Origin of the sequence: Nostoc sp., from assembly GCF_036919495.1 — a bacterium.
Classification (GTDB): domain Bacteria; phylum Cyanobacteriota; class Cyanobacteriia; order Cyanobacteriales; family Nostocaceae; genus Nostoc.
In genome coordinates, this window is record NZ_JBALBZ010000164.1 from 17,440 (window position 1) to 37,833 (window position 20,394).

Annotated in this window: 17 protein-coding genes and 1 tRNA gene; 8 read left to right on the top strand and 10 right to left on the bottom strand. The window is 43.8% G+C overall.

Going from position 1 to position 20,394, the window contains the following annotated elements; genetic code table 11:
• Positions 1-48: 48 nt before the first annotated feature.
• A complete protein-coding gene (locus V7K25_RS23340) occupies positions 49-774 on the bottom strand; it encodes a GDSL-type esterase/lipase family protein (RefSeq protein ID WP_335161030.1) in 726 nt (241 codons plus the stop codon).
• A gap of 342 nt (positions 775-1,116) precedes the next feature.
• Here V7K25_RS23340 and V7K25_RS23345 point away from each other — a divergent pair, with 342 nt between their 5' ends.
• The gene (locus V7K25_RS23345) at positions 1,117-1,410 is read left to right on the top strand and encodes a hypothetical protein (RefSeq protein WP_335161032.1); all 294 of its coding nucleotides are present in this window, start codon (positions 1,117-1,119) and stop codon (positions 1,408-1,410) included.
• Positions 1,411-1,434: 24 nt separating this feature from the next.
• Here the strand turns inward: V7K25_RS23345 and V7K25_RS23350 are convergent.
• The 3 genes from V7K25_RS23350 to hisF all read right to left on the bottom strand — a co-directional run bounded on the left by V7K25_RS23350 (position 1,435) and on the right by hisF (position 2,675).
• A tRNA-Ala gene (locus V7K25_RS23350) sits at positions 1,435-1,507 on the bottom strand.
• A gap of 100 nt (positions 1,508-1,607) precedes the next feature.
• Entirely contained in the window at positions 1,608-1,802 is a 195-nt protein-coding gene (locus V7K25_RS23355) for a hypothetical protein (RefSeq protein ID WP_100901219.1), read from the bottom strand.
• 99 nt (positions 1,803-1,901) lie between these two features.
• Entirely contained in the window at positions 1,902-2,675 is a 774-nt protein-coding gene (hisF, locus tag V7K25_RS23360; RefSeq protein WP_335161034.1) for an imidazole glycerol phosphate synthase subunit HisF, read from the bottom strand.
• A gap of 129 nt (positions 2,676-2,804) precedes the next feature.
• Here hisF and ruvB point away from each other — a divergent pair, with 129 nt between their 5' ends.
• From ruvB to V7K25_RS23385, 5 genes are all read left to right on the top strand, one after another.
• Positions 2,805-3,905 carry a Holliday junction branch migration DNA helicase RuvB gene (ruvB, locus tag V7K25_RS23365; protein ID WP_335161036.1) on the top strand — a complete coding sequence of 367 codons (1,101 nt, stop codon included), beginning with the start codon at positions 2,805-2,807 and terminating at the stop codon, positions 3,903-3,905.
• Positions 3,906-4,085: 180 nt separating this feature from the next.
• Positions 4,086-4,889, top strand: coding sequence for a tetratricopeptide repeat protein (locus V7K25_RS23370; protein ID WP_335161038.1), 804 nt, complete (start codon positions 4,086-4,088; stop codon positions 4,887-4,889).
• Between the two features lie 11 nt (positions 4,890-4,900).
• Positions 4,901-6,175 carry a glycosyltransferase gene (locus tag V7K25_RS23375; RefSeq protein ID WP_335161040.1) on the top strand — a complete coding sequence of 425 codons (1,275 nt, stop codon included), beginning with the start codon at positions 4,901-4,903 and terminating at the stop codon, positions 6,173-6,175.
• A 239-nt stretch (positions 6,176-6,414) separates the two neighbouring features.
• The gene (locus V7K25_RS23380) at positions 6,415-7,698 is read left to right on the top strand and encodes a glycosyltransferase (RefSeq protein WP_335161041.1); all 1,284 of its coding nucleotides are present in this window, start codon (positions 6,415-6,417) and stop codon (positions 7,696-7,698) included.
• A gap of 79 nt (positions 7,699-7,777) precedes the next feature.
• Positions 7,778-9,058 (top strand): glycosyltransferase, encoded by a 1,281-nt coding sequence (locus V7K25_RS23385; protein WP_335161043.1) that lies wholly within the window; start codon positions 7,778-7,780, stop codon positions 9,056-9,058.
• A gap of 49 nt (positions 9,059-9,107) precedes the next feature.
• On the opposite strand, the gene V7K25_RS23390 is transcribed toward V7K25_RS23385, so the two are convergent.
• Together V7K25_RS23390 and V7K25_RS23395 are read right to left on the bottom strand one after the other, a co-directional pair.
• Positions 9,108-10,496: a cytochrome P450 gene (locus tag V7K25_RS23390; protein WP_335161045.1), complete on the bottom strand. Its 1,389-nt coding sequence runs from the start codon at positions 10,494-10,496 to the stop codon at positions 9,108-9,110.
• Positions 10,497-10,570: 74 nt separating this feature from the next.
• On the bottom strand, positions 10,571-11,386 hold the full coding sequence (locus V7K25_RS23395) for a TIGR01548 family HAD-type hydrolase (protein WP_335161047.1): 816 nt from the start codon (positions 11,384-11,386) through the stop codon (positions 10,571-10,573).
• Positions 11,387-11,678: 292 nt separating this feature from the next.
• Between V7K25_RS23395 and V7K25_RS23400 the strand changes: the two genes are divergently transcribed.
• Complete coding sequence (locus V7K25_RS23400; protein ID WP_069071048.1) at positions 11,679-11,978, top strand: 30S ribosomal protein PSRP-3; 300 nt, start codon at positions 11,679-11,681, stop codon at positions 11,976-11,978.
• Positions 11,979-11,988: 10 nt separating this feature from the next.
• On the opposite strand, the gene V7K25_RS23405 is transcribed toward V7K25_RS23400, so the two are convergent.
• The 4 genes from V7K25_RS23405 to atpD form a co-directional block, all read right to left on the bottom strand.
• Positions 11,989-13,878 carry a serine/threonine-protein kinase gene (locus V7K25_RS23405; RefSeq protein ID WP_335161049.1) on the bottom strand — a complete coding sequence of 630 codons (1,890 nt, stop codon included), beginning with the start codon at positions 13,876-13,878 and terminating at the stop codon, positions 11,989-11,991.
• Positions 13,879-13,982: 104 nt separating this feature from the next.
• Positions 13,983-16,094: an SPFH domain-containing protein gene (locus V7K25_RS23410; protein ID WP_335161051.1), complete on the bottom strand. Its 2,112-nt coding sequence runs from the start codon at positions 16,092-16,094 to the stop codon at positions 13,983-13,985.
• Positions 16,095-16,356: 262 nt separating this feature from the next.
• Positions 16,357-16,770 carry an ATP synthase F1 subunit epsilon gene (gene atpC, locus V7K25_RS23415; RefSeq protein WP_335161053.1) on the bottom strand — a complete coding sequence of 138 codons (414 nt, stop codon included), beginning with the start codon at positions 16,768-16,770 and terminating at the stop codon, positions 16,357-16,359.
• 115 nt (positions 16,771-16,885) lie between these two features.
• Positions 16,886-18,334, bottom strand: coding sequence for a F0F1 ATP synthase subunit beta (gene atpD, locus V7K25_RS23420; RefSeq protein WP_335161055.1), 1,449 nt, complete (start codon positions 18,332-18,334; stop codon positions 16,886-16,888).
• A gap of 1,234 nt (positions 18,335-19,568) precedes the next feature.
• Between atpD and V7K25_RS23425 the strand changes: the two genes are divergently transcribed.
• Positions 19,569-20,393 carry a SirB1 family protein gene (locus V7K25_RS23425; protein WP_335161057.1) on the top strand — a complete coding sequence of 275 codons (825 nt, stop codon included), beginning with the start codon at positions 19,569-19,571 and terminating at the stop codon, positions 20,391-20,393.
• The last annotated feature ends 1 nt before the right edge of the window (position 20,394 follow it).

The window sequence follows — 20,394 nt, forward strand, 5'->3', positions numbered from 1 at the left end:
GATACGAGAATATTCGGTTAGCCCTAAAGCATCAAGATATTTATCTAATTACGATGGTTTAAGGCGGTAATCAAATTTAGAATGGTAAGTTGCTATGGCATCCCAATCGATCACATCTTCTAGCAAAGCTTGATAACCTAGTGTATTGGGATGAAGACCATCTTCACTCAAGCGTTTAAGCCGCCAATTTTCACCACGTTTCATCCATTGCTCAAAAATATCTAAATAGGGAATCTGCCGTTTGCTACAAGCAATTCGAGTTGCTTCTTTGTAACGGTACTGGTCGGCATGATTATAGTAAAAACAATCTAAAAATGGCATCTTGGCTTCATCTACTGGCACCATGCCCACAAATAACACAGGACATAGTTGCTGTGCTAAATCTAGCAGAGAAGCAATTTCCTTTTCAAACAATGTAAAATCTGTGTAACTTCGGCCATCGGGACGCGCCAACCGCGCTGAGTCATTTACGCCTACTGATAAAATAATCAAGTCGGGGACACGATTTCGCAGTTCACCTCGGTGGCGAAATTCAACTTCTAGCCTTTGGGCTACTTGTTGCGTGCGATCGCCTCTTACCCCTAAATTATAAAGAACATGACCCGCACTATCCGGCAACATCCACCATCGCCGTAGTTGCTCTATCCAGCCTCCCTTTTCCGGGTCGCCGAATCCATAAATTAAGCTGTCCCCCAGTGCGACAATCTTCATGGGCTGAAAGTCATTTGGTGGTACAGACACCTGCATTGAGGAAGAAGCTAGAAATGTGTGCATTTAAGAACTATATTTTATATCTTTACAAGATTCTATACATTTCTATACCATAGATGGCTATATTTAAAGATCCAAGCAGCTATGGTTCTAGTTCTTGATATGGTTGCAAGGTTAATATTGCCGCAGTTGAGCCTCCGAGAGTCAACTGTCGAGTAGAGAACTTGAAACGCCTAAGCGATATCTTACACCTACGCACTTTGCCAACTGAGTCTGAGAATCGAACCGTAGAGACGCTGAGGAGCCGAGAGCGTTGCTAACGCACAAAATTTCTACCCGGAATCTTTCCAGTCCAATCAACTCTCGCCTAGTTTAGAAGCATATTATCAGCAGCATTTACACAAAATGTTTTCACCCGAAAAAGGGACGGAACATAGCACAGATGTGTTAAATGTCTTAATACAGCAGCAAAAAGCAATATCAGTGGATGCTTTGGCGCAGACTGCCGCAGCGATCGCACAAATCATTAATACTGATGAGTATGAAGTTGAAGAAGTGCTAGAAAATTGGCTAGAGTTCTTACAGAAAAAACCAATTGCCTCAGAAACCCATTACAATCTCTATCATTCCAACTTTCGAGACTGGTTAGGTAAACAGCAAATAAAACCTTCTGAAAAATTTCATAACCCTTTCAGTTAATAGAGAAGGTTAGGGTCTGAAGAATGGAGCTAAGCGGATTCGAACCGCTGACCCCCTCAATGCCATTGAGGTGCGCTACCAACTGCGCTATAACCCCTTAAAATCCATTATACATAATGGCTTAATTATTGCTACTTTGTCAAGCTTGTTGTGAAAAATAAATTTTTAATTTTAATATCTCCTCAACCACTGGGCAATCACAAGGACACTTGCAATAAATAGGTCATACAGTGCCCCATCAAAAAGTAAACTACTAACATGGCAGCAGCAGCCAAAGCAACTAATGTACCAGCCAACATGAGAGAAAATTCTTTACTCTCGTAGGCTCTTTCCATCAAGTGCAACGACCATGCCACCAGGGCGACATCAAAAAGTAAAATAGGAAGCAACATATTTTTTAATATTTGTTAATACTTGTAAAATAATATTAACACCCTTTCAGGGAAGTGTGTCTAACCTTAGATAGATGTCATTAAACAGGAAATGATGGATCAAGAGGATGTTCTTACTGGCACGTTGCGATCGCGCAAGTAATTTTTGATTTCTGCTACGCTTAATTGTCCGTAATGTAACAATGATGCGAGTAATGCTGCTTCAGCTTTGCCTTCAGTTAGGGCTGTGTAGATATGTTCACAATTACCTGCACCACCTGAAGCAATAACTGGAATTTCTACAGCATTGGCAATTGCCCGTGTGATCTCAATATCATACCCAGCTTGGGTTCCATCAGCATCCATACTTGTTACTAGCAGTTCACCGGCCCCCCGTTTTTCAACTTCTTGTGCCCACATTAGAGCATCTAAGCCTGTATTTTCCCTGCCACCCCGCACATACACATCCCAACCTGGGTTCTCCGGGTTATTTCTGCGTCTGGCATCAATTGCAACAACTATACACTGATTACCAAAGCGATCGCTTGCTCGATTAATCAAGTCTGGATCGCGCACCGCCGCAGAATTAATACTAACCTTATCTGCGCCCGCTCGTAACAAAGCTTTAACATTTTCTAAGGATTGAATGCCACCACCCACAGTCAATGGAATAAAGACCTGTTCCGCAGTTCGGTAGACCACATCTAAAATAGTAGCTCGGTCTTCATGAGTAGCTGTAATATCCAGAAATACTAACTCATCAGCACCGGCTTCGTTGTAAACCTTGGCCAGCTCTACCGGATCGCCTGCATCTTGGAGATTTACAAAGTTAACTCCTTTTACAACCCGTCCCGCCTTCACATCTAAGCACGGTAAGATTCTTTTAGATAACATAATAACTTTTGTACTTCTGGGTAATTGACCGGAATTTAAATTTTAAATTGGCGCGGGTATTCTCAAACTAAAATTTTCACACCCCCAACTCCCTAGTCTCTAGTTCCCTTAAAAGTAGATAGCTGAATTATGGCGATAATCTCCTCGAAAAAACAGCCTCCAGAACCCAACGGAGAACCAAAGCAGCGTCTGGAATCGGCGAAAGCACCATCCACAGAAAATATTTTGAAGCCTGAAGCCGCTATTGATGAACAAGAACAGCAGGAAGAAGGTATTCGACCCCACCGATTTGCTGATTACATTGGGCAAAAAGATTTAAAGGATGTGCTAGATATTGCCATCAAAGCAGCCAAGTCTCGTGGTGAGGTGCTGGATCATTTGCTGCTGTATGGCCCGCCGGGATTGGGCAAAACCACAATGGCAATGATTTTAGCATCGGAGATGGGGGTAAATTACAAAATTACCAGTGCGCCAGCCCTAGAACGTCCACGGGATATTGTCGGGCTACTGGTGAATATGAAACCAGGTGATATTTTATTTGTGGATGAAATTCATCGCCTCTCGCGGATGACGGAGGAAATTCTCTATCCTGCGATGGAAGATTATCGCTTAGATATTACCATTGGAAAGGGTTCTAGCGCTCGGATTAGAAGTTTGCCGCTATCAAAGTTTACCCTAGTTGGTGCTACAACCCGTGTGGGTGCTTTAACTTCACCACTGCGCGATCGCTTCGGTTTGATTCAAAAACTCCGATTTTACGAAGTTGACGAACTGACTCAAATTGTACTGCGAACCGCTCTATTACTCAAAACCCCTATTACAGAAGATGGTGCAACAGAAATTGCCCGTCGTTCACGCGGAACACCACGGATTGCTAATAGGCTACTAAAGAGTGTACGTGATTATGCGGAGGTAAAAATCTCTGGAGAGATTAATGAAAGCATTGCATCTGAAGCATTGCAACTATTCCAAGTAGATCCTTGCGGTTTAGATTGGACAGACCGCCAGATGCTGAGTGTAATAATTGAACAATTTAACGGCGGGCCAGTGGGGTTAGAAACAATGGCAGCAGCGACGGGTGAAGATACTCAAACAATTGAAGAGGTGTACGAACCTTACCTGATGCAGATTGGCTATTTAACTCGAACTCATCGCGGCAGGATGGCGACTAAGGCAGCATATAAGCATTTGGGATTCACGCCGCCTAATGAACAGTTGTCATTATTGTAATTATTGGGCATGGGGCATTGGGCATGGGGCATGGGGCATGGGGCATTGATACTCGTAAATGAGTCTTTGAACTCCTTTAATGAGTCTTTGAACTCCTTTAATGAGCCTTTGAACTCCATTCCTCTGCTCAATGACAAATGGCAAATGACAAATGACAAATAACAAATTAGGTAAACCTAGATGATTAAGTTGATTAGTATTTTTCTCAGTCTATTAATTGTGTTTGGCTGGGGTACTCCAGTCATGGCACAATCTCAGCAGCCCATTACTCAAGAACAGTTAAGACAAGGCGATGAGTGGGCAACTCAAGCCTTTGCAGCGACGAATCAAGGTGATTTTGCAACGGCTGAAACTTATTGGACAAAGATTATTGAGCAATTTCCGACAAATGCCGGGGCGTGGAGTAACCGGGGAAATTCGCGGGTGAGTCAGAATAAATTACAAGAGGCGATCGCAGATTATAACAAAGCGATAGAACTAGCACCAAATGTCACCGATCCATATTTGAATCGGGGGGCGGCGTTAGAAGGGATGGGAAAATGGGATGATGCGATCGCAGATTATAATCATGTCTTAGAACTCGATCCTAATGATGCGATGGCGTATAACAATCGCGGAAATGCCAAAACAGGGTTAGGAAAATGGGAAGATGCGATCGTAGACTACAAAAAATCTAATGAGATAGCCCCAAATTTTGCCTTCGCCCGTGCTAACTATGCTCTCGCTCTTTATGAAACTGGTAAAAAAGAGCAAGCAATCCGTGAGATGCGAAATATCGCCCGTAAATACTCGAAGTTTGCTGATGTGCGTGCCGCCCTCACTGCTGCATATTGGGTAAATGGAGAACAAGGCGAAGCCGAAAGCAACTGGGTTGCAGCCTATGGACTTGATAGCCGCTATAAAGATATCGACTGGGTAAAAAATATCCGTCGTTGGCCGCCCAGTATGGTAGTGGCTTTAGATAAGTTCTTAAAAATCAAATAGAGGCATTAATCATGACTCATTTCGGTATCATCTGTCCTGGTGCAGCAACTGGCCCCCTCAATACAATGCTTCCTTTAGGGCAGGAACTTCAACGGCGTGGGCATCACGTCACCTTCTTTGGCTCACTCGATACTCAATCTAAGGTACTAGCAGCAGGAATAGAATTCCAAGCAATTGGTGAAAAAGATTTTGTCCCTGGCTCAACAGCAGAAACTTTTGCCAAGTTAGGTCAACTCCAGGGATTGGCTGCGTTTCGATACACTATTGACCTGCTGAAGCTTGTTTCATCTGTGACACTCCAAGAGGCTCCAGCAGCAATTAAAGCAGCAGGTGTAGAAGCTTTGCTAGTAAACCAAAGTTCGGTAGAGGGAGGGACAATTGCCGAGTTTCTCAAAATTCCTTTCATTACTGTGTGCAGCGCTGTGGTGCTGAATCGAGAACCTAGCATTCCTCCTTTTTTCACAACTTGGAAGTATAGCCCAGCTGCGTGGGCACGCTTACGCAACCAAATAGGCTACACGTTACTTAATAGCGTCGTCAAACCCATTGAAGATTTGATTAATGAATATCGTCGAGAGTGGAAATTACCCCTGTACTCAAGTCTTAAAGATAGTGACTCTCCACTGGCTCAAATAAGTAATGCACCTGCTGAATTTGAATTTCCCAGAGAAGAATTAGCTCCTTGGTTCCATTTCACTGGAAGCTACCATACTTCAGCTAGTCGAGCAACTGTTTCTTTCCCTTATGAAAAATTGACAGGGAAACCGTTAATTTACGCTTCGATGGGAACATTGCAAAATCGTTTGATTTGGGTTTTTCAGACTATTGCTTCAGCTTGTGAAGATTTGGATGCTCAGTTAGTGATTTCTCTGGGAGGTTCTGCTAAACCAGAATCACTGCCAGACTTAGCAGGAAATCCTTTAGTAGTTGAGTATGCGCCTCAATTAGAAGTGCTGGAAAAAGCCACCCTCATGATTACTCATGCGGGAATGAATACAACAATGGAATGTGTGAAAAAAGGAGTGCCAATGGTGGCGATTCCAGTTGCCAATGACCAGCCAGGAGTAGCAGCGCGTATCGCTTGGACAGGGGCGGGTGAGCTTATCACTCTCAAAAAACTGAATGTTCCCAGATTGAAAAATGCGATTAGGCGCGTGTTGACAGAAGAATCTTATAAACAGAATGCGCTCAGATTACAAGCAGCTACTCTTCGTGCTGGGGGGGTAAGTCGAGCGGCTGATATTATTGAGCAGGCTATTTCTACAGGTAAGCCTGTCTTGGCTTAAACACAATAATCAGAATGAAATTGATGATGAACTCGGACTCGTTTTATCCGTCTCAATTTTCTGACTTTTGACTTTTGACTTCCCCGTTCGCGTAGCGTCCCCAAGGGTTGGGGCTGACCGGATTATTTGAACATCCTTATATTCTCAGCAAGTTGAAGTAACTCAGCAAAAATTTCTTTTCTTTGCCTATATAACTGTTTTCTGGTATACATCATTGTAGATATACAGAAACAGTAGTTATGACTCATTATGGGCTGATCTGTCCAGCAACAACTGGTCATCTCAACACTATGCTCCCCTTGGGTAAAGAACTCCAAAAGCGAGGTCATCGCGTCACCTTATTCGGTATACTTGATGCTAAATCCAAGACACTCGCGGCAGAGTTAGAATTTCAAGCCGTTGGTGAATCTGAATTTCCTACTGGAGCGATCGCTGAATCGATAACTCAGTTAGGTAAACTGAGTGGACTCGCCGCACTGCAATATACCGTCAACTTCCTCAAAGATCAGGCGGCTGTTATGCTCAGAGATGCACCATCAGCAGTCAAGGAAGCATGTGTGGAGGCACTTTTAGTAGATCAAGTTTCACCAGAGGGAGGTTCTGTTGCAGAATTTCTAGGCATTCCTTTTATTACAGTTTGCAGTGCTGTGGTACTGAATCGAGAACCGAGCGTTCCACCTTATTTTAAAACCTGGGGCTACAATCCAGACTGGTGGGCGCGATTACGTAACCGAGCCGGCTATACATTGCTGAGTCGCACCGTAAAACCCATTACAGGGGTAATCAATCAGTATCGCCAAGAGTGGAAATTGCCCCCACAGTTTAGCTCTAACGATCGCTATTCCCAACTAGCTCAGATTAGTCAACAGCCTTCACAATTGGAATTCCCAAGGGAAAATTTGCCCCAGTGTTTCCATTTCACAGGCCCTTATCATAGTCCAATTGGTCGGGAACTTCCTAATTTTCCTTATGAAAAATTGACCGGACAACCATTGATTTACGCCTCAATGGGGACTTTACAAAATCGCCTATTGGGAATTTTCAAATCTATTGCCGAAGCTTGTAATGATTTGGATGCCCAACTAGTGATTTCGTTAGGTAGTTCTGCAACTCCAGAGTCTCTGGGAAGCTTGCCGGGGAATCCGCTGGTAGTTGGTTATGCACCCCAATTGGAATTGCTGCAAAAAGCGTCTCTCACCATTACCCACGCAGGTATGAATACTACTTTAGAGTCCCTAAATAATGGGGTACCAATGGTAGCAATACCAATTGCTAATGACCAGCCAGGCGTAGCAGCACGTTTGGCTTGGGCTGGTGCTGGTGAAGTGGTGCCGCTTGCTCGCTTGACTGTTCCCAAGTTGCGAAATGCTGTACAAAAGGTATTTACGAAAGATTCTTATAAACAGAATGCTTTGAGACTACAAGAGGCGATTCAACGAGGCGGGGGTGTGAGTCGAGCCATTGATATTGTCGAACAGGCTGTGTCTACAGGGAAGCCTGTTCTCAGACAAAAACAGCAATAACGATATTTTCAAGCCTCGAAGACAACTCTAGTATCAATGATCAGTTCTTTTAAACAGGTTGCATAGTAAAAACGCGCAAATGACTCATTTTGGTATTCCCTCTCCTTCAGAAACAGGTCACATCACTCCCATGATTGCATTGGGATGTGAACTTCAAAAGCGTGGTCATAAAGTCACCTTTTTCCAGGTTCCTGATTCCCAGCAAAAGGTACTCTCAGCCGGACTAAACTGCCATTTAATTGGGGAGTCTGAATTTCCCATAGGTTCAATGTCCCAAAGATATGCTGAGTTAGGGAAATTAAGTGGGCTTAGTGCGATGCGCTACTCAATCCAATTTGTGCAACAGGTAGCTGCTATGAACCTTCGTGAATTGCCTCACATCATCAAAGTAGCTGGTGTAGATGCGCTTTTGGTGGATCAGGTAGCGCGAGGGTGTGAATCTGTTGCAGAATACCTGAGTATTCCGTTTATTAGTGTGTGTAATGCCCTGCTGTTTAATAGAGAAACTAACATTCCCCCTCTCTTTACAAACTGGAGTTATAAACCCTCATGGTTGGGATACTTGCGGAACCAAATGGGCTACTCTCTAATTTCGTACCTCTCACAACCTTTTAAAAATTTAGTGAATGAATATCGTCAGCAGTGGAAGTTGCCACTCTACTCTAGCCCCAACGATTACTATTCCAAACTAGCTCAACTCAGTCAACAGCCTGCTGAGTTTGAATTCCCAAGGCAACATTTGCCGCAGTGCTTTCATTTCACAGGTCCCTTTATTAATTCAGCCAGTCGAGAATCTGTATATTTCCCATTTGAAAAGTTGACTGGACAACCCCTAATTTACGCTTCGATGGGAACCTTACAAAATCGCCAGGTGGAGATTTTTCAGTGTATAGCAGAAGCTTGTGTGGGGTTAGATACTCAACTTGTGATTTCTTTGGGAGGCGCTCTCAGCCCAGAATTGCTACCAAGCCTTCCTGGAGAACCTTTGGTGGTCAAATACGCACCGCAACTGGAATTACTGAAAAAAGCCAGTCTCACAATCACTCATGCGGGACTAAATACTACTTTGGAATCACTGCTTAATGGTGTGCCTATGGTTGCCATTCCTATTACCAACGATCAACCAGGAGTCGCAGCGCGTTTGGCTTGGACGGGGGCTGGTGAAGTTGTACCTCTAGCAAAGTTGAACGTTTCCAACCTCAGAAACGCCATTAAGCGGGTATTGAAGGAAGATTCTTATAAACAGAATGCAGTTAAGTTACAAGCAGTCATAGACAGAGCAGGTGGAGTGAGTCGAGCGGTTGATATTATCGAACAGGTAGTGTCTAGCGGTAAACCTGTTTTATCTAATCGAGCCTAAGAGGCTATTTGCGATCGCTCCCACCCTCTCTCATATTATTTCAAACTTTCTAAACAAAACTAGTCTCTCGAACTACCTGATTTTGCTGGCGTCTCCCCTTCACCACTATCTGCACACCACCTGCTGGGCTAAATAGCAAACCCTTACGTACTGGCTGCACTGGTTTGCTATCAGCCAGTTCCATCTCCCAGTGAGACAGCACTGTTGCCAACACCAGTTTCATCTCAAACAAGGCAAATGCCATTCCAATACAGCGACGGTTTCCGCCACCAAAGGGTAAATACTCATAAGGAGAAAATTGCCGTTCCAGAAAACGCTCTGGCTTAAATTGCTTCGACTCAGGATATAAATCTTCTCGATGATGGGTCAAATAAATAGAGGGAATTAGTATAGTCCCAGGCTCAAAGTTGTATCCCCCAATTTGTAGCGGTGATTTAACCAATCGATTTAGTGCCGACGTTGCCACTGGGTAAAGGCGTAGCGTTTCAGAACAGACAGCATTCAAATAAGGCAATCGGAAAATAGCGTTTGCATCTGGTTTTTCACCTAACTTATCTAATTCTTGCAGCAGTTTTTCCCGCACCTGCGGCTGATGATGAATCCAGTACAGCGCCCATGATAACGAAGTTGCAGTAGTTTCGTGACCCGCCACTAATAGAGTCATCAGTTCATCACGTAATTCCAAGTCTGTCATCGGCTCTCCCGCTTCATCACGAGCAGCCATCATCAAAGATAAAATATCAGTACCAGATAGATCGGGTTGTGCTTTGCGTTCTTGAATTTGGGCGTAGATGAGTTGATCGATTTGCTGCCGTAAACGCAAGTATTTCCCCCAGGGACTCCACGCTCCTAAATCCTGTCGCAGTGATGGGAAAATAAGCAGAACTGTTCTTAGTAAAGGGACTTTGGGATTTAGGATTTCAATTAGGAGTTTGCTGAGTTTCTTGTAACGTGGCCCATCTTCTAGACCAAATACAGCCTTCAAAATCACTTGGAAAGAGATTTCTTGCATACACGGCAGAACTGTAAAAGTTTCTCCAACCTGCCACTGATTAGTTACTTGCTCTGTGATTTCACGGATTAACTCACCATAAGCCAACATTCGTTCGCCGTGCAAGGGGGGTGTCAACAGCTTTCGTTGTCGCTGATGAGGCTTTCCATCTAGCGACAGTAATGATTGCTGTCCTAATAAAGGCGCTTTAATCCCTGCTGATGCACCAGAGTCTAACTGTTTTGGGTCTGTAGTAAAAATCTGCTGAATTGCCTGGGGATTGCTAATGAAGACTTGAGGAGCAAAATTTGATCCAAGTTGGAGGGTGAAGATATCACCATAACGTTTAGTACACGCTTCTATATATTCCAAGGGATTAGTAAGCCACTGATACATCTGTATCCAAGGGTGAGTTTGGGGCCCGTTAGGCAGTTTAAGTGCAGACATTTTTATTAATCTCCCAGTGATTAAAGCAAGATTCTTATCAGCCAGTTATTCATGCACCCCTAGCTTGATTAATCTTAGACCACAGATTGGGCAGATGAACTCACCAATTCTTGAATCTGGCTTGGAGTCAATTCTTGCACATTACGCAAAACTACATCTGCTCCTGCTGCTAGCAATGTCTCGCTATATGCATCACTACACGCTGCTGTTTCCTGGACATGGGGCGGTAAAACCCCTACACCAATCCAAGTGTGAGCAGAATCTAGACTCCGTGCTTTCTCGACGGTATACATATCTGCTACCGTATCTCCCACATAGACTACAGCTAATTTTTGCTCAATTCCATTATCTAACTCACGAACTGTAGCGAAAAGTCCAGTGGGGTCAGGTTTTCCTGGCGCATCTTCCATCGCAATTAACACCGGAGATTTCAAACCCAGCCGTTTTTCTAATACATAGTTGGCGGAAGCACGAGTTGCACCGCTAAAAAATCCCCAGGCAATCCCGGCTTGGGTAAGTTGTTCTAAATAGCTAGGTTGTAATAATAAAGGTTCATTACAGATATACCCAGTAAAATTATTTGGATCTGAGCCTCGGTAGCGGGATTGAAAAAATGCAACGATCGCACTGTAATCTAGTTGCAGTTGTTCGCGGGTCTGTCCTTGGGTTTCAAAGTAGCGGTAAATTAATTCCTGCGATGCTTCCCAATCGTTATTCCACACACCTTCAGACTTCAGCTGGTCAATATCCAGTGGGGTTGGCCGATATGCTGTGTTTGTAAAATATTCTACGGTATCTGCGATCGCCCGGCGATAGGAACCACTAACATCGCGCACAACGCCATCAATATCGAAAACAACGATCGCTTTTGCAGAAGTTGGTTGAGTCATGGGGTAGGAAGCAAAAGAGTTTTACATCATCATAATGCGCTCATGGATTAGCTAAAAAATCAAGGTCAAGTTCTGCCGTGGTTTGAATCCACAGGTAAAAATCTTGCTCATCTGAACCAGATGTTGTTTGAGGTTGAGGCAGTTGGGCAGTCATAAGCATTTTTAGTTAGCGCCGACTAAACCTTATGGTAGACCATTCTCAATCACTGTTTGGTCATTTGATATGGTATTGCGTTAAAATAAGCGATCGCTATCCTAGTTCAGTAATGCCCGGAAATTCCCGGAGGTGTGATTGACCAAGTTTATTTTGAAAATTCTGTGGTTAGACGAAAACGTTGCTCTAGCAGTCGATCAAATTGTCGGCAAAGGCACCAGTCCCTTGACTAAGTACTTTTTTTGGCCCAGAAATGATGCCTGGGAAGAGTTAAAAAAGGAATTAGAGTCCAAACATTGGATTACTGATGTGGATCGTGTCGAGTTGCTTAATAAAGCAACGGAAGTGATTAACTACTGGCAAGAGGAAGGCAGAAACCGTCCAATGGCAGAAGCTCAATTGAAATTTCCTGAAGTTGCCTTCACAGGTAGCGCTTGATATTACAAAATTAGCTATTGTCCTGTTCTACAAGCTGCCACAGTTTGATAGTCTTGTCCCGGCTGCCACTTGCAATTAATTGTGTAACTTTGCTCACAGCAACAGCAGATACTGAGTCTATATGACCAGAGAGAGTAACAATCTCTTCTGCTGTGCTTACCCTCCAAAGTTTAACTGTTTTGTCGCAACTTGCACTTAGGAGTGTTTCGCCATCGGCAGTAAAAGCCACAGCCACCACAGACCAAGAATGGCCTACAAGTGTGCAAATTAGCTGACCAGTGTTTACCTCCCACAATTTAATAGTGTTATCATCACTACCCGTCGCCAAAATTCGACCATCAGGACTAAAAGCGACTGTCAAAACCGCCCATGCATGACCCGAAAGGGTGCCTAACAAGCTATAGCATGGGCGGTTTTCAACAGGAGGCCAGGGGGCAGGGGGCAGGGGGAAAAGGGAAATGTTCTCCGCCCCTTGTGAATAGTCTTTTAACTCAGCACTATTCATATCCCCCTGCTCCCTGCTCCCTGCTCCCCTGCCTCCTGTTGGTATCTGCCACAGGCGAATTGTTCTGTCATAACTAGCGCTGGCTAAAAGCTGTCCTTGGGGGCTAAATGCCACTGAATTTATCTTTAATTGGTGTCCAGCTATAGTGCAAATTTCTCTGCCAGTATTGACATCCCAGAGTTTGATTGTCTTATCCCAGCTACCACTAGCGAGAATCTGCCCATCTGGACTGAAAGCAACTGATTTTACAGCGTGTGCGTGTCCCAAGAGGGTGCAGATTTCCTCTAATGTCTCAACCTGCCACAATTTGATAGTTTTATCATCGCTAGCAGTTGCCAGAATTTTTCCATTTGGACTGAAGCTAACTGATTTTACAGCTTGAGAATGTCCTGATAAGCTAGCTAGGACTTTTTTAGTATTTAAATCCCACAATTTGATGTTTTTGTCATCACTAGCACCAGCTAAAGTGTAACCATCAGGACTAATGGCAAGGGCATTCACACCACTTAATGTCCCAGAATGCCCAGTTAAGGTATGCAAGCATCGCCAAGGAGGATTTAGTAATTTCAAATTTTGAGTTTTATATTCGATACCCATTGCTTGCATAACTTCATCAGCCGATTGAAAGCGGCGGTTAACAGCGTTTTGCAGCAGCTTGTCGAGAATTTGCACCAAGCATAGACTCTTTGAGTCTTGTCGCCAGACATCGCTAACTTTGGTAGTAAGATATTGTTGCCAAACCCAGCAATCATTAGCAATATCAAATAAATCAAAGGGAGAAATCTGAGTAAGTAAGTAAATACAAGTTACACCCAAGCTATATAAGTCACTAGCAAAAACCGCTTTTCCTCTCGCTTGCTCTGGTGCAGCGTATTCTGGACTACCGATACTGGTTTCAGATGTTAGCCGATCAATTTCTGTGACGATTTTCGCAGTGGTAAAATCGACTATGACGAAATTTCCCTTCTTGGTAATTGGGGATCTACGGATGATATTTTGGGGTTTAATATCGCGGTGGATGATGTGGCGATCGCTAATAAACTGAAAAACTGGCAACACATCTTCTAAAAGTTGCCAAATCTGAGTTTCATTAAAAGCGCCTTCTTCCTCAACCGCTTGAGCTAAATTAGTGCCTGCAATAAACTCCTGCACTAAATAGAAATGCCCATCTTGCTGAAAATAATTTAGTAATGCGGGAATTTGCGGATGCTTCCCTAATTTTTCTAGTTGTTGCGCCTTTTGCCCAAAAGTAATAGAAGTCTCGTATTCTTGCGATAATTCTTGAACGACGCAAGGAATTGGAGGAAACTCACCCTCATCTACAGCGAGGAAGGTTTTAGAGAATCCCCCTTTACCAATCTGCTTGATTAAACGATAACGTTCTTGTAAAAGCAAAATTTATCTACCTACAAGGTGGGCAAAATGCCCACAATAAGATACTGTCGTCTATTTTTTGTAAGGGCAGAACAATGTTATGCCCCTACCTCATATTCCTGATGTTACTTATCTACAGGAAAATTCACAACTATCGGTGGGAGACCATTGTCTGTGGTTGGTTGTCCTTTGCTAACTACTGGTTGTGGATGCAAAGATGTTGGGGTCAATTCACCCTTACCAGTTTGATTCCATAAAATCATAGATAGTAGCCCATCTACTAAACCGTTATTGCTGCCGTTACTGCCAACTAAGACATCTGGAATCAAACGGACATTGCGATCGCCTATAATCTGCATTAGTTGCATTGCTGTATAACCTTGTGGCCCCAAGGCTTCCACACCAGTGCGGTAGGTTTCAGCTTTGGCATTACCTGTGGCTCGAATACCTTCAGCCTCAGCAATTGCCCGGAGTTTTGTCCCCTCGGCTTCACCGTTCGCCTGCTTAATTTGGGCTTGGGCTTTTAGGTCAGCAATATGTACACTCTGCTCTGATTTTACCATTTCTTGCTGGATATCAGCGAGTGCCGTTTCCCGGACAAGCTGCTGCCGTTGGGTTTGCGCCATCTGCTGGACTTCATAAGTTTTGCGTTCTTCTTCGGCAATTTTTCGGTCTGTCTGTGTCTGCATTAACGACGCTGGTGGCAAAATATCACCAATGAGGGTGTCGATCGCTTGCACGTCATAAGCCCGCAATGCTGTTTTAATATACTCAGCAGCCTCAGATTGTCGCTCGCTCCGAGCGGTGAGAAAGTCTAATACAGTATAATCTTGGGCTGAGTTGCGGAAATAATTACCGATAGTTGGTTCTAATACATGGTCTACTAGATTTTGCATTGCACCAACGCGAGAAATTACCTTCGGAGCATCTAAAGCACCCACATGGATAATTTGCGCTACTTCCAAATCAAAGGCAAACCCATCACGCGATCGCACTGTTAAAGAAGCCAGTTTAGCATCATAGCTGTGGCGTTCAGTCCGACCTGACCAGTTTAAAACAATGTTGGTCGTTGGTACTAGTTCAATCTTCATAATCCGGGAATTAATCGGGTGCTTACCAGGATATAGCGGTTCGACCCACACGCCCTTATGTCCCTGATTCACCAAGTTCCCGTGGGTGAAAGCTGCACCACTGACATCTTGATGTGCTTTACCCACGAAAGAAATTACCACACCCACATATCCAATGGGAATTTCAGTCATCGGCACTTGTTCAACTTGGACAAACCAAGGATTCAAGTTCCAAGAACCAGAAAGCAAGGTTTGTTCTTGTAAGCCTCGCCGCCCCCCGCCATTAATAAATTTCTGACCATTTTGGAAGTTGTTGTGTCCCTCAATTATGGGGCCTGCAAGTTCACCAGCGGAAATTGGGACACCATCTAAGGTAGTAACAATACCAACTTTGTCAGATGCCAGACTGTAAACCCGCAACTGTTCTGGAGTCATACCATGAACGCTAGCATTCGATGCCATGATGACTTTAAACAGGGCAGTGTTAATCCTGTATGTACCAGCTGTGAGAAAACCCATTTGCCGCCCTTTTTCCCCGCCTTGGGTGAGGAATTTTCGAGCATCTTGGAAGTTGTCGCAACCGACAATTTTACCCAAAATCCGCTCTGGTGGGTTGGATGCGCCATCTGCCGCCACAATCAAAGCGATTTCCCCTTGGGGAACCACAATTACCGATTCTTTCTTTACAGAATACTGCCAAGGCCAATAGCCCCAGTGCCAACCAGGAGCTAAAGTATCTGCCTGCAAGCCAGCTTCGCCGTTGAGCGCAATCAAACTGCCGGCAGGGAGTCCGCGCCCGGAAAGGGTAAATTTCCTAACTACAATGCCTACTTCACGTTCGCCAATTACTACAAGTCCGCCAAAGAATAGGGGGACGAATATAACTAAACCGCCAACAAGTAGAATTGGAACCAGTACAACAGGATCAATTCCAGCAGTTTGATATTGAGTCTTGCTAATTTGTAACTGGGCAATATTTGGTTTGGTCTGATTTAGCTGGACTGATGCAGTAGTTGTTTTTACAGGAGCCGCATTGGCAGAGTGGATACTTCCAGCGTTGGTCAGAGACGTTGGCGCAGCGATCGCTAACGTTGCTACGATAGATGCTGCGAGACGAACTACCTTATTTTGTTTACGAGTACCAAGTAAAGATGAAAAGCTTTTCATAATCTGTGCCCATCTGGGCAACTAATTAGCTAAGTTAACACTTCACTAAGGCTTGGCTCGATTTCTTAAACTTGACGTAATTTTTTTAAAATTTAATAATCAAGGAGCCAGAATTCAGAATACTCCATCCATTTACGGAGAAAATTTAGTATATTATACAGACTTAATACTGAATTCTGACTCCTGACTCCTAAGTTCTTTTTAATAAATAATTTGTAGGTTGGACATTACCCAACCTACAAAGTTGAAATAGAAAGTAAAATTAGACCAAACCGCCAGCCGCTTGAAACCGAGCGCGAGCGCGTTTGAAGGCTTGAGTTGCCTGAATTTGGGCTTGGCGATCGTCTGCTGACACTTGACTTAGACGAGCTTCTGCTTGGTTGTAAGCAGTACGGGCTTCATCAAGGTTAATTTTGTCGCCACGTTCAGCGCCGTTAACCAGAATTGTTACTTCATTTTCTTCGACTTCGGCAAAGCCACCCAAAAGGGCGATCGCTTCCCAATTCTGATTTTTAGCGGCGCGAACTCGCATTACACCAGTATCTAAAGCAGTCAAAAGTGGTGCGTGTCCAGTGAGGATACCTAGTTGACCAGTGGTGCTAGGCAAAACTATTTCTTCAGCTGGGGCATCCCATACTGTTTTATCTGGGGAAATTACACGAACGGTTAATGTCATTTGTCTTTTGTCCTTTGTCCTTCGTCACTTGTCACTTGTCTTTTACCATTAGCCATTAGCCATTAGCACTTGAACTAATGACTAATGACCAATGACTAATGACCAATGACTAAGACTAACCTTTGATTTTTTCAGCTTTAGCGATCGCTTCGTTAATATCGCCAACTAAGTAGAAAGCCTGTTCTGGCAGAGCATCCAACTCACCAGACAGAATTTTTTGGAAGCCTTTGATGGTGTCTTCCAACTTCACATACTTACCAGGAGAACCGGTAAATACTTCTGCTACAAAGAACGGCTGAGACAAGAAGCGCTCAACTTTCCGCGCCCGCGCCACGATTAGACGGTCTTCTTCAGACAATTCATCTAGACCGAGAATGGCGATAATGTCTTGGAGTTCTTTATAACGTTGCAGAGTTGATTGCACTGCCCGCGCAGTATTGTAGTGTTCTTCACCTACAATATTTGGCTGGAGCATGGTGGAAGTGGAACCAAGGGGGTCAACTGCGGGGTAAATTCCCTTAGATGCCAAACCGCGAGACAGCACTGTTGTACCGTCCAAGTGGGCGAAGGTGGTTGCAGGTGCGGGGTCGGTGAGGTCATCCGCAGGGACGTACACCGCCTGAATGGAGGTAATGGAACCCTCTGTTGTCGAAGTAATCCGCTCTTGCAGTTCACCTACGTCGGTTCCCAATGTGGGCTGATATCCTACCGCAGAAGGCATCCGACCTAGTAGCGCTGATACTTCCGAACCTGCTTGCACAAATCGGAAGATGTTGTCAATAAACAGCAGCACATCCTGCTTGTTCACATCCCGGAAGTACTCTGCTACTGTTAATCCCGAAAGACCAACCCGCATTCTGGCTCCGGGTGGTTCGTTCATTTGACCGTAGACTAGAGCAATTTTTGATTCGTTGAGGTTCTCGTTATTGATAACCCCAGACTCAATCATTTCGTTGTAGAGGTCATTGCCTTCACGGGTGCGCTCACCCACGCCAGCAAATACGGATACTCCACCATGCTGGGTAGCGATGTTGTTGATCAATTCCATCATGATCACGGTCTTACCAACACCAGCACCGCCGAACAGACCAATCTTACCGCCGCGTCGATAGGGAGTCAGAAGGTCAACAACTTTAATCCCAGTCTCAAACACCGAAGGTTTGGTTTCTAGGTCGGTGAATTTGGGAGCAGAGCGGTGGATGGGTAAGCTTGCCTCAGCATTTACAGGCCCCCTGTTATCCACAGGTTCGCCAAGGACGTTGAAAATCCGGCCCAAAGTGGCTTTACCAACTGGTACGGTAATGGGAGCGCCTGTATCGGTGACTTCAAAACCGCGCACTAAGCCTTCGGTGGAACTCATCGCAACAGTCCGCACTTGGTTGTCGCCCAGCAGTTGCTGTACTTCAACGGTGATGTTGATTTCCTGTCCACTTTCGTTGGTGCCAACGATTTTCAAAGCGTTGTAGATTTGTGGCAATTTCCCGCCGGGAAATTTAACGTCTACAACTGGGCCAATGATTTGAGTAATGTAGCCAATGTTTGTTTTTTCTGCGGTTGTGACCATGCTGCGCCTAATGATTGAAGCTATATTTCAGATACGGTCGGAGAAGACATAAGATTAAGCAATGTCACCTTTCACTGTAGCACCGGACGGGGACATAACTCCCTTAGTAATTCCTTAAAAAGCAGCTTGGCTGTTTTAGCCGTAACCCTCATTCTGAAAAGCTTGTCTAGACAAAGGGATGCTTTTTCTTTATCCAGTTAACACCCTAGTTTTTCACCAAGCTCATTTTAAGTCGCGTTCGCCCTTGGCGTTGGCGGAGCCATCGCTTTGGTTGAAGCCGCTTAAATAGCGGTACAAGCGTTAGTAGGTGTCAACACAAAAAAATGCTGTGTCTGGCGATCGCAGATATAAGCACTAGTAAAAATAACTAAAGTTTTGAAAGTAGCTTTTATCTTCTAGTTATTTAAGGAGGTTCTTATCTGTGTTTTCCTCACTTGCGTATTTACTTAGATTAGTGGCAATTTTTTTTATTGGCTAGAAATTTTGCGTGTATTCACATAAACATTACATTCCAAATTAGAATAAATAACACTTAAAATTTAGATAGAATGCGACTTATATACGCAGTATCAATTAAATAATTGACTAAAGTTTTGCAAACTTAAATTGTTGCTTTAAGATAAGTTTATCAACGTAATTATGCTTAAATTATTTAGTAGTAATAATTACACATAAAAATTTACTAGTAACACAACGTCAGTTTAAAAACTTAGGGTAGCGATGCCTGTGGCGAGCTTCTCTACGAGACGCTCCGCGAACGCTAACGCTTATTCGTTGATATTGAGCTAAAAATTGTATTGCCAGTGTATTTGCTGGCTCAATACACATTGGGGAAGCTTACATAAAAAATCTGCTCTCTCTAGCGATCGCAGAAAGAGCAGCTTTATACCATTTATTCAAATAGTTACTACATATCCTCTCAACGCCATTTCGGAATCTAATCAATCAGTAATATGAGTCAATTAATGCTGCTTAATAGCTTTATATTATACGTTTCTACATTTTTTATAATATAGCTTGACAAAATACTATAAACATGCATATTTGTCAACAAATAGGAGCTACATTAACCTATTCTCATTCCTTGGATAGATTAATGCCATGAAACTTATGCACAAACTAGATTTCCAAATCTTCTGAATATCCCTAATATAAAAATAGGTACAAAAAACTATTTTTCAGTTTAGCCAAGCCGCTCTCGCTTCATCCTCACACTTCCACCAAGCAACAGCTTATGAATTTCTCGTCAGCACGACAATATTTTTATCAGGAGATTCAACAGTCTGACGAACACATTGACCTAGCAAAGGCAGCTTTATATATTGCACAAGAAGAATATCCCAAGCTAGACCCAGAGGAGTATCTCAACGCCCTTGATACAATGGCATGGGAGCTTCAAGAACGCCTGCCTGATTCACGATATCCTTTGCGGATGGTTCAAAGTATTAACCAATATCTTTACGAAGATTTAAAATTTTCTGGTAACCAAATTGACTATTACGACCCGCGTAACAGCTTTTTTAATGATGTAATTGACCGTCGGCTAGGGATTCCTATTAGCTTGGCGTTAGTTTATCTGGAGGTTGCTCGACGGATCGATTTCCCGATGGTGGGTGTGGGGATGCCAGGACATTTCCTAATCCGCCCAGATATTGAAGATATAGAGATTTTTGTCGATGCCTTCAATGGCGGTGAAATAATATTTGCCCAAGATTGCGAAGAACGACTGTCTCAACTTTATCAGCAACCTGTGACGCTACAACCAGAATTTTTAGCTGTAGTCAGTAATCGGCAATTTTTGGCACGGATGCTGACAAATTTTAAATTTATTTACCTCAAACAGCAAGAGTTAGAAAAAACGCTGGCAGCAGTTGAACGAATTTTGTTGCTGTTTCCTGGTTTAACTTTAGAGTTACGCGATCGCGGTCTGATCTATTATCAACTCGGTTACTACCCCCAAGCCGTAGACGACTTACAAAATTATTTAGCAAAAGTTCCCGATGCTGAGGATGCATCTGTGATTCGGCGGCTACTTAGCGAATTGGGGAAAGATGGGTAGG

Coding starts and splice junctions, on each gene's coding strand:
- V7K25_RS23340 (WP_335161030.1), bottom strand. CDS start 774: ATGCACACATTTCTAGCTTCTTCCTCAATGCAGGTGTCTGTACCACCA.
- V7K25_RS23345 (WP_335161032.1), top strand. CDS start 1,117: ATGTTTTCACCCGAAAAAGGGACGGAACATAGCACAGATGTGTTAAAT.
- V7K25_RS23355 (WP_100901219.1), bottom strand. CDS start 1,802: ATGTTGCTTCCTATTTTACTTTTTGATGTCGCCCTGGTGGCATGGTCG.
- hisF (WP_335161034.1), bottom strand. CDS start 2,675: ATGTTATCTAAAAGAATCTTACCGTGCTTAGATGTGAAGGCGGGACGG.
- ruvB (WP_335161036.1), top strand. CDS start 2,805: ATGGCGATAATCTCCTCGAAAAAACAGCCTCCAGAACCCAACGGAGAA.
- V7K25_RS23370 (WP_335161038.1), top strand. CDS start 4,086: ATGATTAAGTTGATTAGTATTTTTCTCAGTCTATTAATTGTGTTTGGC.
- V7K25_RS23375 (WP_335161040.1), top strand. CDS start 4,901: ATGACTCATTTCGGTATCATCTGTCCTGGTGCAGCAACTGGCCCCCTC.
- V7K25_RS23380 (WP_335161041.1), top strand. CDS start 6,415: ATGACTCATTATGGGCTGATCTGTCCAGCAACAACTGGTCATCTCAAC.
- V7K25_RS23385 (WP_335161043.1), top strand. CDS start 7,778: ATGACTCATTTTGGTATTCCCTCTCCTTCAGAAACAGGTCACATCACT.
- V7K25_RS23390 (WP_335161045.1), bottom strand. CDS start 10,496: ATGTCTGCACTTAAACTGCCTAACGGGCCCCAAACTCACCCTTGGATA.
- V7K25_RS23395 (WP_335161047.1), bottom strand. CDS start 11,386: ATGACTCAACCAACTTCTGCAAAAGCGATCGTTGTTTTCGATATTGAT.
- V7K25_RS23410 (WP_335161051.1), bottom strand. CDS start 16,094: ATGAAAAGCTTTTCATCTTTACTTGGTACTCGTAAACAAAATAAGGTA.
- atpC (WP_335161053.1), bottom strand. CDS start 16,770: ATGACATTAACCGTTCGTGTAATTTCCCCAGATAAAACAGTATGGGAT.
- atpD (WP_335161055.1), bottom strand. CDS start 18,334: ATGGTCACAACCGCAGAAAAAACAAACATTGGCTACATTACTCAAATC.
- V7K25_RS23425 (WP_335161057.1), top strand. CDS start 19,569: ATGAATTTCTCGTCAGCACGACAATATTTTTATCAGGAGATTCAACAG.